General features: G+C 45.0%; 14 protein-coding genes. 12 read left to right on the top strand and 2 right to left on the bottom strand.

From position 1 onward, the window contains the following. The first annotated feature begins 64 nt into the window (after window positions 1-64). The 3 genes from AC58VC_RS01730 (at window position 65) to AC58VC_RS01720 (ending at window position 3,191) form a co-directional block, all read left to right on the top strand. On the top strand, window positions 65-475 hold the full coding sequence (locus AC58VC_RS01730; RefSeq protein ID WP_145655132.1) for a MerR family transcriptional regulator: 411 nt from the start codon (window positions 65-67) through the stop codon (window positions 473-475). A gap of 38 nt (window positions 476-513) precedes the next feature. After that, on the top strand, window positions 514-1,854 hold the full coding sequence (gene glnA / locus AC58VC_RS01725) for a type I glutamate--ammonia ligase (protein WP_328803597.1): 1,341 nt from the start codon (window positions 514-516) through the stop codon (window positions 1,852-1,854). A 98-nt stretch (window positions 1,855-1,952) separates the two neighbouring features. Beyond that, window positions 1,953-3,191: an aminopeptidase gene (locus tag AC58VC_RS01720; protein ID WP_497367151.1), complete on the top strand. Its 1,239-nt coding sequence runs from the start codon at window positions 1,953-1,955 to the stop codon at window positions 3,189-3,191. A gap of 340 nt (window positions 3,192-3,531) precedes the next feature. Here the strand turns inward: AC58VC_RS01720 and lexA are convergent, their stop codons facing one another. Next, window positions 3,532-4,149 (bottom strand): transcriptional repressor LexA, encoded by a 618-nt coding sequence (lexA, locus tag AC58VC_RS01715; RefSeq protein WP_127451671.1) that lies wholly within the window; start codon window positions 4,147-4,149, stop codon window positions 3,532-3,534. A gap of 147 nt (window positions 4,150-4,296) precedes the next feature. On the opposite strand from lexA, the gene AC58VC_RS01710 reads away from it, so the two are divergent. The 3 genes from AC58VC_RS01710 to AC58VC_RS01700 all read left to right on the top strand — a co-directional run bounded on the left by AC58VC_RS01710 (window position 4,297) and on the right by AC58VC_RS01700 (window position 5,847). Next, the gene (locus AC58VC_RS01710; RefSeq protein WP_497367150.1) at window positions 4,297-4,689 is read left to right on the top strand and encodes a LysM peptidoglycan-binding domain-containing protein; all 393 of its coding nucleotides are present in this window, start codon (window positions 4,297-4,299) and stop codon (window positions 4,687-4,689) included. Window positions 4,690-4,830: 141 nt separating this feature from the next. Then, window positions 4,831-5,013, top strand: a complete 183-nt coding sequence (locus AC58VC_RS01705) for a DUF896 domain-containing protein (RefSeq protein ID WP_145655075.1) — start codon at window positions 4,831-4,833, stop codon at window positions 5,011-5,013. A gap of 42 nt (window positions 5,014-5,055) precedes the next feature. After that, window positions 5,056-5,847, top strand: coding sequence for an HAD family hydrolase (locus AC58VC_RS01700; protein WP_497367149.1), 792 nt, complete (start codon window positions 5,056-5,058; stop codon window positions 5,845-5,847). A gap of 76 nt (window positions 5,848-5,923) precedes the next feature. Here AC58VC_RS01700 and AC58VC_RS01695 read toward each other — a convergent pair whose 3' ends face one another. Beyond that, a complete protein-coding gene (locus AC58VC_RS01695; protein ID WP_497367148.1) occupies window positions 5,924-6,463 on the bottom strand; it encodes a 1,2-dihydroxy-3-keto-5-methylthiopentene dioxygenase in 540 nt (179 codons plus the stop codon). Window positions 6,464-6,680: 217 nt separating this feature from the next. Between AC58VC_RS01695 and metH the strand changes: the two genes are divergently transcribed. The 6 genes from metH to AC58VC_RS01665 all read left to right on the top strand — a co-directional run bounded on the left by metH (window position 6,681) and on the right by AC58VC_RS01665 (window position 14,360). Further along, window positions 6,681-10,118, top strand: coding sequence for a methionine synthase (gene metH, locus AC58VC_RS01690; RefSeq protein WP_497367147.1), 3,438 nt, complete (start codon window positions 6,681-6,683; stop codon window positions 10,116-10,118). 110 nt (window positions 10,119-10,228) lie between these two features. Then, window positions 10,229-11,158, top strand: coding sequence for a ribonuclease Z (gene rnz / locus AC58VC_RS01685; RefSeq protein WP_497367146.1), 930 nt, complete (start codon window positions 10,229-10,231; stop codon window positions 11,156-11,158). A 284-nt stretch (window positions 11,159-11,442) separates the two neighbouring features. After that, a complete protein-coding gene (locus AC58VC_RS01680) occupies window positions 11,443-11,793 on the top strand; it encodes a CidA/LrgA family protein (RefSeq protein WP_477500843.1) in 351 nt (116 codons plus the stop codon). Further along, window positions 11,783-12,472, top strand: coding sequence for an LrgB family protein (locus AC58VC_RS01675; RefSeq protein ID WP_497367145.1), 690 nt, complete (start codon window positions 11,783-11,785; stop codon window positions 12,470-12,472). Before AC58VC_RS01680 ends, AC58VC_RS01675 begins: the two co-directional genes overlap by 11 nt. 153 nt (window positions 12,473-12,625) lie before the next feature. Further along, complete coding sequence (locus AC58VC_RS01670) at window positions 12,626-13,396, top strand: GNAT family N-acetyltransferase (RefSeq protein ID WP_497367144.1); 771 nt, start codon at window positions 12,626-12,628, stop codon at window positions 13,394-13,396. A gap of 16 nt (window positions 13,397-13,412) precedes the next feature. After that, window positions 13,413-14,360 carry a lysophospholipid acyltransferase family protein gene (locus AC58VC_RS01665; protein WP_497367143.1) on the top strand — a complete coding sequence of 316 codons (948 nt, stop codon included), beginning with the start codon at window positions 13,413-13,415 and terminating at the stop codon, window positions 14,358-14,360. Window positions 14,361-14,378: the final 18 nt, after the last annotated feature.

The following is a 14,378-nucleotide window of genomic DNA, read 5'->3' as shown; positions in this document are numbered from 1 at the left end:
TGACACGTTTTTGTTACTTAGGTACAATATAGGAGAGGTACTTAACTTTGCAGGAGTGATTAGCATGAGTGATGATATACGTAGAAATATGGCGTTATTCCCGATCGGGATCGTCATGAAGCTGACGGATCTAACAGCAAGACAAATTCGATATTACGAACAGCATGAGCTTATTATTCCTGCCAGAACAGGCGGCAATCAACGACTCTATTCCTTTAATGATGTTGAACGACTTCTTGAAATTAAAGATTTGATTGAAAAAGGTGTGAACATCGCGGGGATTAAGCAAGTCCTTATCCCAGTCGATAAAGATTCGGAAGATGCTACGATTTTGAACGAGCATACGGAAGTGAAGCGTAAGGAACTAACCGACTCCCAGCTGCACAAAATGCTTAAGCAGCAGTTGATAGGCGGGGGCAAGCGTCCAGATCAGGTTTCCCTCATCCAAGGACAGCTTTCCCGGTTTTATAAATAACACTCCGTAAGCGCTTGTAAAATGAGAGGAGAATGAACGTGACCTACAACAATAACTATAACAAAGAAGATATTTTACGCATTGCAAAAGAGCAAAATGTTCGGTTCATTCGCTTGCAGTTTACGGACTTGATGGGAAGTATTAAGAACGTTGAGATTCCTTTCAGCCAGCTTGAAAAAGCATTAGACAACAAAATGATGTTCGATGGTTCTTCCATTGAAGGTTATGTGCGTATTGAAGAGTCGGATATGTACCTATATCCGGATCTGGATACATGGGTTATCTTCCCTTGGGTAACTGAGAGCAAAGTGGCTCGCTTGATCTGCGATATCTACTTGCCGGATGGGCGTCCATTCCCAGGCGATCCACGCGCTATCTTGAAAAATGCGCTTAAACAAGCGGAAGAACTTGGTTACACAGCGATGAATGTTGGTCCTGAACCTGAGTTTTTCTTGTTCAAAACCGATGAAAAAGGCAATCCAACGACAGAACTGAACGATCAAGGCGGATACTTTGATTTGGCTCCGATGGATCTTGGTGAGAACTGCCGTCGCGATATCGTGCTAACGCTTGAAGAGATGGGCTTTGAGATTGAAGCTTCTCACCATGAAGTGGCTCCAGGTCAGCATGAAATCGACTTCAAATATGCGGATGCGATTAAAGCGGCTGATCAGATTCAAACGTTTAAACTTGTTGTCAAAACCGTAGCAAGACAGCATGGTCTACATGCTTCCTTCATGCCTAAACCATTGTTCGGCATGAACGGTTCAGGCATGCACTGTCACCAATCTTTATTCAAAGGTGATACTAATGCGTTCTACGATGAGTCTGACAAGTTAGGTTTAAGTAATGTTGCAAGACATTATATGGCAGGTGTGCTTCGCCATGCACGTTCTTTTGCAGCGATTACGAACCCAACAGTTAACTCCTATAAACGTCTCGTTCCTGGTTACGAAGCACCTTGTTACGTAGCATGGTCTGCGAGCAACCGTAGTCCGATGATTCGTATCCCGGCTTCCCGCGGCTTGAGCACGCGCGTTGAAGTTCGTAATCCGGATCCGGCTGCGAACCCATACTTGGCGCTTGCGGTCATGCTTGCAGCTGGTCTGGATGGCATCAAAAACAAAATGCAGCTGCCTCCTCCAACGGATCGCAACATTTATGTGATGACGGAAGAGGAAAGAGAAAACCAAGGCATTCCAAGCTTGCCACTGAACTTGAAACAAGCTTTGGACGAGTTGCTGCGTGATGATGTGATCTGCGATACACTTGGCGAACATGCTTTGGCCCATTTCTATGAGCTTAAAGAAATCGAGTGGGATATGTACCGCACACAAGTTCACCAATGGGAAAGAGATCAATATCTGTCCCTATACTAGGATGTTCAGAAGCATTTGAAAACTAGATACGAAAGCCCGTCATGATTCAGGACTTCCTGAACTGATGGGCTTTTTCATGCGAAGGAGTAAGAACTCATATGGATAACTTTTTAGTCAACTTAGAGAAATATGCTGAACTCGTTGTTAAAATTGGCGTTAATTTGACCAAAGGTCAAGACCTTATGATCGAGTCACCAATTGAATGCTTGGACTTGACGCGCCTAATCGTTAAGAAAGCCTATGAAGCTGGAGCGAACTATGTTCAGGTCAACTGGCAGGATGACTTCTTGACACGTGCCCGGTTAGAAACGGCTCATGATGATGCTCTCGACTACTACCCAGTGTGGTACACAGATATGCTTGAGCGTTTTGTTGAGAATGGCGGTGCATTGCTGAATATTAAAGTGCCAGATCCTGATTTGTACGCCGGTATTGACCCCAGCGTAATTTCCAGAGCTTCCAAAGCGATGGCAACAGCTCGTTCCAAGTATCAAAATTATGTAAGAACAAGTACGTTCAGCTGGTGCTTGATTAAGGCTCCGACTGCGGCTTGGGCTTCCAAAGTGTACGCAGATTTTCCTGAAGAAGAGCGAGTGGATGCAATGTGGGACGCTATTTTCCGGTTCAATCGTGTATACGAAAATGATCCAGTTAGCGCGTGGCGTGCACATATTGAGCAGTTGAAACGCGTTCGCAAGGTGCTGAACGATAAGCAATATGCAGCGCTGCAATATCGGGCTGCAGGAACTGATTTGCGCGTAGAGCTGCCAGATGGCCACATTTGGCTAGGCGGGGATAAGGCGAACGCAAGCGGGATTCGCTTTGTTGCGAATATGCCGACGGAAGAAGTGTTTACGATGCCCAAACGGACAGGCGTTAACGGGACGGTATCTAGTACGAAACCGCTCAATGTGAACGGAGCATTGGTTGATAAGTTTTCGTTCAAGTTCGAGGACGGTAAGGTCGTGGATTATAAGGCAGAAGTGGGCTACGAGCATTTGACGAGATTATTGGAAATGGACGAGGGTGCTCGTTATTTAGGCGAAGTTGCACTTGTTCCTTATGATTCGCCGATATCTAATGTGAATCGAATTTTCTACAATACAGGCATTGATGAGAATGCTTCCTGTCACCTTGCTTTGGGCAGCTGTTATCCGATAAATATGAAGGATGGGGCTACTTTATCCAATGAAGAGCTGAAAGTAAGAGGCGGGAACACAAGCTTAATCCATGTGGACTTCATGATCGGGACGGCTGACCTGGAGATTGACGGTGTGCTGCAGGATGGCAGTTTGGAGCCTATTTTCCGTGAAGGTAACTGGGCGCTAGCGTTTTAGTGTCAGCGTGAGCAGAATTAAGCCTTTGAGCAGTAAAAAAAACCGAGGGACGAATTGTCCTTCGGTTTTTTGTCTTTCTAGGGAACTATAGCCCCTTATTTACTGAAAACGCACATTATCCTATCGTGAGGGGAACTACAGTTCGCTATTTTGTTGATTTAACTGGAAAAACGAGCCAAGGAGATCAAATAAGGGCCTGTAGTTCTTCTTCTGAATAAAACAGCTTGTTTTTCTCTAAATAGAGTATTCCAGTTCCCATTAATTAACCTTAGCTGGATTTGCGGGTGCAGATAAGATCGAATAAGGACCATCAGGATTCACCTGACGGTCCTTATTAGTCTTACATATCACGGAATAGTCCGATAACACGGCCGAGAATCGTAACATTCTTCAGTAGGATCGGTTTCAAAGCGGAGTTTTCCGGTTGAAGACGGATATGATCCTTCTCTTTGTAAAAGCGTTTGACCGTAGCTTCATCGTCTTCTGTCATTGCTACAACGATGTCTCCGTTGTTCGCTGTTTGCTGTTGTTTGACGATGACATAATCGCCGTTATGTATGCCAGCTTCGATCATACTGTCACCCATGACGCTTAGCATGAACACGTTGTTATCGCCAACCATACTGACAGGAAGCGGGAAGTAGTCTTCAATGTTCTCAGTCGCCGTAATTGGCACCCCAGCGGTAACTTTACCTACGAGCGGAACGCGTGCAACGGAAACTGCGAAATGGGTTTCAGCACCGTCTAAGCCAAGGATCTCGATGGCACGAGGCTTTGTTGGGTCTCGACGAATTAACCCTTTCTTCTCAAGACGCTCCAAATGCCCGTGAACGGTTGAACTGGAGGCTAGTCCGACAGCCTCGCCGATTTCACGTACAGAAGGCGGGTAGCCCTTATCTTTCACTTCGTTCTTAATGTATTCTAAAATAGCTTGTTGACGCTGTGAAATCTTACTCAATAGTTATCACTCCAATGCTGGGAATCATTACCCAAAGTATAACATAGAACCCGAGTTCGTACAAACATAAGTTCGAATAAATCGTTGACACAAACATGTGTTCGTGTTAATCTAATAACAGAACAAATGTTTGGGGGATGATTATTCATGTATATGGCCTACTCACACACTAACAATTCACGCACACCTCATAGATCAACTACGGCATCCAAAGGGATCGCAACTAAATCACGTTATACGAAAGCTATCGTTAGGTTTCTATTCATTGCTTTAATTCTGGGGACAGTGTTCTCTTTTGGTGCCATGGTACAAGCTTATGCGGCAGCATCTTCCCCGACGAGCAGTTTGTCAAATCACGCTGAGACTAAGACAATTGTTCCGGCGCAAGTCGTCATTCAAGAAGGCGATACGCTATGGGACATTGCAGCAACTCATAAGAAAAGCAGAGAGAACATTCGTTCCTATATAGATAAAATTAAGACGAAGAATCATTTAACTACGAGCTCTTTGAATGAAGGACAGGTTTTGTTGCTCCCTTAATCATTACTTTCCTATGAAATGGAAATAGACTTTGAGAGGCTAGGAATTGTTCCTATGCCTCTTTTTGCTGTTTTCTTGACATTCCACTAGAGGGATGGCAAAGTAGTACTCATATTGAATTTTTGAACTAGGAGGGTCATTATGAGTGACAGTATGGAAAAAAATATCGAGCGCATTAATGAGCTTGCTCGTAAAGCCAAAACGGTTGGTTTAACAGATGCAGAAATCGATGAACGAAATGAATTGAGAAAAAAATATATTGAGGCGTTCCGAGGCAATCTTAAAGTTCAACTTGATTCCATCAAGTTCACGGACGAAGAGTAGTTGCTTTTCACATAGAAACAACATTCAAAGGGGAAATGAATGATGACGCTCAAGGCTGTACTTTTTGATTTAGACGATACACTTCTATGGGATGACCGCAGTGTACAAGAAGCTTTTGAAGCAACTTGTGCCGAAGCAGCCAAACACGCGGATGTAAATCCGGAGGAGCTGGAAGCCGCTGTTCGTAAAGAAGCCCGTGCTTTATACGAATCTTATGAAACTTTTTCATTCACCAAAATGATCGGCATTAACCCGTTTGAAGGACTGTGGGCTAATTTCACACAAGGTGAAAATGAGAATTTTCGCAAATTGGAAAAATTAGCGCCAGGCTATCGCACGGAATCGTGGACCCGCGGGCTTCGCGCGTTAGGCGTAGAAGATTCAGAGCTTGGTTATAAGCTCGGTGAGCTTTTTCCTGCAGAACGCCGCAACCGACCATATGTGTATGAAGAAACGTTCCGTGTGCTAGATGCCTTGAAGGGAAACTACAAGCTGCTTCTACTAACAAATGGATCCCCTGATCTTCAAAAAGAAAAATTAGCTGGCGTACCAGCCATTTCGTCCTATTTTGATCATATTGTTATTTCTGGAGAATTTGGAGTAGGTAAACCGAATGTTTCAATTTTCCATCATGCGCTGGAGCTTCTGGGAATTCATCCGGAAGAAGGAATCATGATCGGTGATAAATTGACAACGGATATTCTTGGTTCCGGACGTGTAGGTATGCGCAATATTTGGATCAATCATCATGGTCTGCAAAGTGGAGATGAGATTGTTCCGGCTAATGAGGTATCGCGCTTAGAGGAAGTTTTACCGATTATCGCTAATGCTTAATGCAGCATAACGAGAAAGCCCAACGGCTGTTAGGACGAGAAGTCCTTCGCTGTTGGGCTTTTGTCTAAATAAGGAATTAAGCTTTGATGAAAGCAGGATCATCCACGTTGTATGCAACCCATCCATCTTTTTCAATGAAAAGGCGAACAGCAACGATTTGGCGATTATCCATCAAAGTGAAGAAGTGGTTCGTGTTCTCAGGAACCGAGATAACATCCCCCGGTTCAAGTTCAACATCGAAATAGCCGATTTCTTCGGATTTAATGATGAAGATACCTTTTCCAGAAACGATTGCGCGAATTTCATCTTCCGTGTGTGTATGAACTTGCTCAAATTTCTTAAGCAGATCTTCGATACTCGGAGTCGCATCGGAAAGGGAGATAACATCCCAAATTTCGTAACCGCGTCTAGCCGCTAAATCACGGATTTCGGACTCATAAGTGCTAATGATTTGAGCTTTCTCTTCATCACTAAGCACGAATTTCTCGCGAAGTGCCTCAGGAAGTTTGTTCGCATCCCAGTGTTCATATACAACTTGTTGGCTATCCAAGAAGGCTTTGACTTGCTCTTCGCCTTCGATTCGTTCGTTGGTATTGCGAATTCTAATTTGTGCCATGCAGCATCCCTCTTTCTTAGTAAATATACTTGTATTATAGTGGAAATGATGTGCGCTGTCGATGCAAGATCATAAGATTACCCGATAAAACCTATAGGTATTTATGATAATTCAAATTCTTTTCATAGAAGCCGTATTCTGTTACACTAAATCTTAACATAATTTGTCGATTATTTATTATTTATCGCTTTAGGATAAGTTGAAAGGGAGTCAATTCATGTCTAAACCACCGATTCAAGAGCAGCTAAAGAAAAAGATCATGATCCTCGATGGCGCCATGGGTACCATGATTCAGCAAGAGAATTTAACCGCTGAAGATTTCGGAGGCGATGATTTAGATGGCTGTAATGAAATTCTATGCGTAACTCGCCCAGATGTGATTCGTAAGATTCATGAAGCTTATTTCGCCGCAGGCGCGGATATGATAGAAACGAACACGTTCGGAACCACAAGTGTAGTACTTGCAGAGTATGATTTGCAAGACCGTCACCGCGAGTTGAACCTCGCTGCAGCCAAGTTGGCTATCGAAGCAGCAAACAAATATTCAACACCAGAATGGCCACGATATGTCGTAGGGGCAATGGGGCCAACGACCAAAACCTTATCCGTGACTGGGGGCGTTACGTTCGACCAGCTGGAGGAGAGCTACTACGAGCAAGCTTTAGCATTATGTGAAGCTGGTGTTGACGCGATTCTACTGGAAACATCACAAGATACACTTAACGTAAAAGCGGGAAGCATTGGTATTCGCAGAGCTTTCGAAACGTTGGGCTTTGAGCTTCCGATTATGATTTCGGGAACGATTGAACCAATGGGAACAACCCTGGCCGGGCAAAATATCGAGTCGTTCTATATTTCACTTGAACATTTGAAACCCATTTCAATGGGATTGAACTGTGCAACGGGTCCTGAATTTATGAGGGATCACATTCGAACGCTGTCGGGAATTGCAGAAACCGCAATCAGCTGTTATCCGAACGCTGGATTGCCAGATGAGAATGGTCATTATCATGAATCGCCAGAATCCTTGGCTAAGAAAATGGCCGGTTTTGCCGAGCAGGGTTGGCTCAATATTGCTGGTGGATGCTGTGGAACAACACCCGAACACATTCGTGCCATGGCAGAAACACTTAGCGAATACAAACCAAGAACGGAATATGGTACACATTTACCTGCTGTCTCGGGGATTGAAACTTTATTTATCGAACCTGAAAACCGTCCAATCATGGTCGGCGAACGAACGAATATTTCGGGATCGCGTAAATTCAAGCGCTTGATTAAAGAAGGCAAATTTGAAGAAGGTTCAGAGATTGCTCGTAATCAAGTGAAAAACGGTGCACACGTCATCGATATCAATTTACAGGATACGGATATTGATGAGGCTTACGCGGTAGAAGAGTTCATGCAGCAGGTGGTCAAAAAGGTGAAAGTTCCTTTGATGATTGATTCTACGTATGATCACATTATCGAGCTTGGGCTTAAATACTCGCAAGGTAAAGCGATTATTAACTCCATTAACCTGGAGGACGGCGAAGTGAAATTCGCTGGGATTTTACCTCTGATTCATCGATATGGGGCTGCCGTTGTTTGTATTCTTATTGATGAACGGGGCCAGGCGGTCTCGCGTGAAGCGAAGCTTGAAGTGGCAACTCGTTCTTATGAGCTATTGACAGGGAAATACGGGATGAATCCCGAGGATATCATTTTTGATCCGAATATGTTCCCTGTAGGATCGGGGGATCCTCAGTATATTGGTTCTGCTGTGGAAACGATCGAAGGAATTAAACTGATTAAAGAGAAATATCCAAGAGCCAAAACCATTCTCGGTTTGAGCAATATTTCATTCGGATTGCCGGATGCTGGGCGTGAAGTGTTGAACTCGGTTTACTTGTACCATTGTACGAAAGCGGGTCTCGATTATGCGATTGTGAACACAGAGAAGTTGGAGCGTTATGCCTCTATTTCGGAGGAAGAGCGTCAACTGGCTGAGGAACTGATTTACAATACAAATGACGAGACTTTGGCGAAATTTGTCGCCCATTTCCGTGAGAAGAAGGTCGAGAAGAAGGAGAAGATCTCCAATCTGTCCTTGGAAGAACGACTTGGTTCTTATGTGGTAGAAGGGACGAAGGAAGGGCTAATTCCAGATCTAGAGATTGCGCTGAAAACATATTCGCCTCTTGAAGTAATCAATGGACCGCTAATGAGAGGGATGGAAGAAGTAGGCCGCCTCTTCAATGGTAATGAATTGATCGTTGCGGAAGTACTTCAAAGTGCTGAGGTCATGAAAGCCTCCGTTAATTATCTGGAACCCTTTATGGAGAAATCCGAAACAGCTGTCAAAGGTAAAATCATCTTGGCTACCGTCAAAGGCGATGTGCATGATATCGGTAAAAATCTAGTCGAAATTATCCTGTCGAATAATGGCTATAAGATTATAAACCTTGGGATAAAAGTACCGCCAGATCAAATTGTTGATGCACAGCGCAGAGAGAATGCAGATGCGATCGGCTTATCCGGTCTATTGGTTAAATCCGCACAGCAAATGGTCATTACCGCACAGGATTTGCGTACTGCAGGTGTAGATGTGCCGATCCTTGTAGGTGGCGCCGCGCTGACACGTAAATTCACCAAAACACGTATTCAACCGGAATACGAAGGGGCAGTGCTCTACGCGAAAGATGCCATGGACGGTCTGGATATTGCCAACCGACTAAGCGATCCTGAGCAGCGTAAACGTCTTATTCAGGAACTAAGAGAAAGTCTGGAATCTGATGTCATGGATACAGGCAAGAAGGAAGAGAAACAGCCTCAGCTAACGCGTGTGAGTTCGTCTGCTGTGTCCAAGGATTTGCCTGTGCAAATGCCGCAAGATACGGATCGTCATATCATGAGAGATTACCCAATTAGTCATCTTATGCCATATGTGAACATGCAAATGCTGCTCGGCCACCATCTAGGCCTCAAAGGGAAAGTTGAGGCACTGCTTAGCGACAAGGATACGAAGGCCCTTCAGCTTAAAGATACGGTCGATTCCATTCTGTATGCTGCTCAAAATGACGGCATCATTAAAGCTCATGGGATGTATCGCTTCTTCCCAGCGCAATCAAGCGGAAACGATGTAATCGTCTACGACCCGCAAGATCACAGCAAAGTTCTTGAAACCTTCACGTTCCCGCGTCAAGACAAAGAGCCGTATCTGTGTCTAGCTGACTATCTGAAGTCCGTAGAGAGCGGGCAGATGGATTATGTGGGCTTCCTGCTTGTGACAGCTGGGCATGATATCAATGAGCTGGCTAAGGATTGGCGCGACAAAGGGGATTACTTGAAATCTCATGCGCTGCAGGCGACAGCATTGGAAGTTGCCGAAGGCTTTGCAGAACGAATCCACCATATTATGAGGGATGTTTGGGGGATCGCGGATCGCGTTGATATGACCATGCAAGAGAGATTTGGAGCCAAATACGTCGGACAACGATTCTCCTTCGGTTATCCGGCGTGTCCTAATCTCGAGGATCAAGCCAAGTTGTTCAATCTTTTGAAACCAGAAGATATTGGCGTGGAACTGACAGAGTCGTTCATGATGGAGCCGGAAGCATCGGTTTCAGCAATCGTGTTTGCCCACAAAGAAGCGCGTTATTTCAATGTAGGCTAAGAAAAAAATATTGCATAAAGCGAGGCAGCTTGCCCGGACACGATGTTCGGCAGTGTCCTCGCTTTCGGTGTTACCAACAGTGATTTTCAGAGAGATTGGGGTTTTAGATCGTGGAACTATATTTTTTGGGAACAGGGGCAGGCATGCCTTCCAAGCAACGCAATGTCACATCGATTGCTCTTAACTTACTGGATGAACGGGGTACTTTTTGGTTATTTGACTGTGGAGAAGGCACTCAGCAGCAGATTATGAACTCTCCCGTGAAACTCGGGCGTACGGAGATGCTGTTCATCACCCATTTGCATGGGGACCATTTATACGGATTGCCAGGACTGTTAACAAGCCGCTCATATCTGGGAGGGGATACACCGCTTACATTGTTTGGCCCGCCAGGGCTTAAACGATTTGTTGATACGGCTCTGGAAGTTAGCGGCGCGCATCTGACCTACCTACTAAAGATTGTGGAAATCGTGGAAGAGGGACCTCTTTTCGAAGATGAAACATTTAAGGTTGAAACTGCGCGTTTGGAGCATCGAATTGAAAGCTTTGGTTTTCGGGTTATTGAGAAGGATCAACCCGGCAAGCTGATGCTTGATAAGTTGACAGCGCTCGGCATTCCAGCCGGTCCGATCTATGGTAAGCTCAAGCAAGGGCAAACGGTTCAGCTCGAGGACGGGAGCACGCTGCATGGCGCCGATTTCCTTGGTGCGCCGATTCCCGGACGCATCGTCGTTATTCTCGGCGATACCCGTTACTGCAGCGGGGCTCAGCTTTTGGCACGAGACGCCGATGTGCTAGTGCATGAGGCGACATTCGCTATGGATAAGCAGGAATTAGCTTATTCTTTTGATCATGCCACTTCTACAGATGCGGCGAGAATTGCTCAGGAAGCTGGAGCGAATGCGCTAATTATGACGCACATTAGTTCTCGCTACCAAGGAGACGCTGTGCTAGAACTGCTGCAAGAAGCTCAGCATCATCACAGCAACAGTCATATTGCCAGAGATTTTTGGAGCTTTGAAGTGCCGCGCAAAGGATAACATGTATGGAAAGAGACTATCTCGGAAGGTCAGAAATGACTGGACGGATAGTCTATTTACTATGAAGTTGGTCGTGTCCATATATTGGAAGAAGTCATTTTCGTAATTCTTGCTCATACACTATCCAAAAGGTGTGTAGACTGAGGTGACGAAATGGGGATTGCAGCAGCAGAAATACTGCTTTCTATCTTTATGTCCTCGATTTTTTATGTTATGTTAAGGGAAATAAGAAATGCTTATAAAGACTCTGGTTGAACTTGTTTTTGAGCGGAAAAGGAGAAAATATGCTTGGTTTTGCAATTTTACTAGCTTTTAATTTCATAGGGTATGTGATCCAAATGGGCCTGCACCTGCCGCTACCTGGCAACGTGATCGGGCTCATGCTATTTACAGCAGCCTTATTCGCTAAGCTTGTTAAACTTGAATGGGTGGAAGAAGCCGCGTCGCTGCTGACTAGGCATATGATGCTTTTTTTTATCCCCTATACGGTTGGTATTCTCTTGTTCCTACCCATCATTGGGGCGAATTTAGTTGCCATTTGTGGTGGAATCGTTGGCGCGACAGCGGTCGTTCTGATCGTAACCGGATGGATATCATCTAAGCTAGGGAAGGAAGGGGAAAAATATGGCGGGTAATATGCTGCAGCACCCCTTATTCGGTTTATCGTTAAGTGTTCTGATTTATGCATTCGCTAATGTCATGTATCAGCGATGGCGATTTATGCATCCGCTTTTTGTATGCACAGGACTTATTATTCTTATTCTAGTTGGTTTTCGAATACCTTTTGAGGACTTTAAACGTGGGGCGGATGTACTGACCCTTCTGCTTGGACCAGCAACCGTTGCACTAGGTGTTCCGTTGTATAAATACAGATCCTTGATTCGCTCCAATTTAAAGCGTGTCATGCTTAGTGTATTGGCAGGATCAATCACTGGAATAGGTTCGAGTGCAGCTATAGTAGGACTCTTAGGCGGCAGCCAATCAATTATTCTTAGCATGCTGCCCAAGTCAGTTAGCTCGCCAATCTCGATTGAAATAGCTACGCGGTTAGGGGCGATTCCAGAGCTTACTGCCGTTTTAACGACGATGACGGGTCTGTTTGGCAGCATGTTTGGCACACGTTTGTTGAACTGGCTGAAGATTAGAGATGACATCTCTATAGGGATTGCTTTAGGGACGGCTGCGCATGGCATCGGGACGGCTAAAGTCGTCAAAGATTCGGAGCAGCAGGGCGGTTTTGCCGGACTGTCTATGGCGCTCTGTGGCATTATGACGTCCATTTTATTCATACCTATTTATTACTGGCTCAAATAGTATTACATGCGTTAAACCGTTTTTCGTCGAAGTGACGAAAGCGGTTTTTTTCATTTTCCAAACATTACAAATTTTTTACAATACGAAAATGAACCCATAATAAACCTCTGTTACGATGGGAAAGTGAGAATCCAGTGGAAAGGCGTGAGGAAGATGAGTGGACCCCTTCTGAATACGGCGCCTCAACAGGCCAAACTAGTCGTTAGGCTTGCAAGCAGCGCAGATGAAATTGAGCAGGCCATGAGACTAAGGTATCAGGTTTTCGTAGAAGAAGAGAAAAACATGCGAATGCTCAATGAGGAGGGTCTTGAAAAAGACGCTTATGATGCGTACTGCGATCATCTCATTGTGAAAGATTTGGACACGGATCAGGTTGTTGGTACATACCGTCTGCTGCCAGGAGATCGTGCCCTTCAAGGCATCGGCTTTTATTCGGAAACCGAATTTAATTTAGCGGCATATGCTGCGTATAAAGAACAGACGCTTGAGTTAGGCCGCAGCTGTATTGCACCGGAGTATCGCGGCGGTAAAGCGATTCAGCTTCTATGGGAAGGAATTGCCGGTTATATTACGGAGCGGAATTATACCCATTTAATTGGCTGCGCTAGCGTACATATGAGTAATTTAGAAGATTTAAACCTAATTTATACGATGCTGCTTCAAAAACAGGTCATTACAAATAGGTATGGCATTGAACCATTATCCACCCACCGGATACCCGGACTTGCTCGATTAGAAGTTGAATGCAATGAGAAAGATGTGTTTCGCAAGCTGCCCCCACTTATGAAGGGCTATCAATGGCTCGGTGCTGAAATTGGCGGAGATCCGGCGTATGATGAGCTATTTGAGACCGTTGACTTTTTTATTATTTTGGAAAAAGAGCGGGTTACTAGGCGGTATAAACGTCATTTTCTAACAACGTAGGCAAGGAGGATTTGCTTTGTATGATTGGATCGCCAAACTAACTTCAGATGAACAAAAGCTGGCGCGTACCGAACGAATGCTGCGAATTATTCCGCTTTGGGTTTTGCATATGGTGTGTACGTTTGTTTCTTTTGCTGGTCATGTTGCTTTGCGCAATAACTTAGTAAGACGTGTGGAACATAATATGGCCGATTTGCTTGATGGTTTGCCAAAGGGTGCAATTCGTGCGATTTCTAAGAGTTATATGCAAAATGTTGTGTTTACGCTTGTTGAGATTCTTTTCTTGTCTACGCGCTTGTTAAAATTGCAAAACCATAATTTTGATGTTCAGGGTGAGGAGAATCTTCACGCTGCCGAAAGTCGATCGGACGGAAAAGGGTTCATCGTCTATACACCGCACATTGGCAACTTTTTCTATTACTACTGGTATTTGACCCGAAAATATGATTGTCTGACTGTCGCATCAGCAGGCAGTCCGGAGCTTAGACCGCTTTATTATAAATTTGCTGCCATGGGCTGCAAGGGACTGGATTATGACAGCGTCCCTCCTTTGGAGCTGTATCGGACCTTAAAGAAGCATTTGCAGCACGGCGGTGTCGTGTTTCTGCTCGGAGACTTCTGGCGCTCCTCGTTTCCTTTATCCCGGTTCTTCGGGAGATTGACTCGCACGCCTGAAGGTGCGGCGATGCTTGCTCATGATTTGCGAATTCCAATTGTACCGTTTTACGGGCATCGCATCCGCGGATTTAACCATAGGCTCATCTTTGGTTCACCGCTTGAACTGCAAGCTGAGCTCCCGGGACGTATCGCACGCGCCGAGTCGAATCTGGTGCTGAATGGGTTCATGGAGCGGGCTATACGTGAGCAACCGGGCTCTTGGTTCTATTGGTTCAATGTACATGAACGTTGGGAAGAGATTTCTGTCACAAATGCCGATCAAACGACATCATCTGAAGTGGGATAACACACACATATGACAAAG

The organism is Paenibacillus sp. J22R67, from assembly GCF_059692175.1.
Note: the sequence above shows the minus strand (reverse complement) of the source record. Positions and strands in the feature narration are given on the sequence as shown.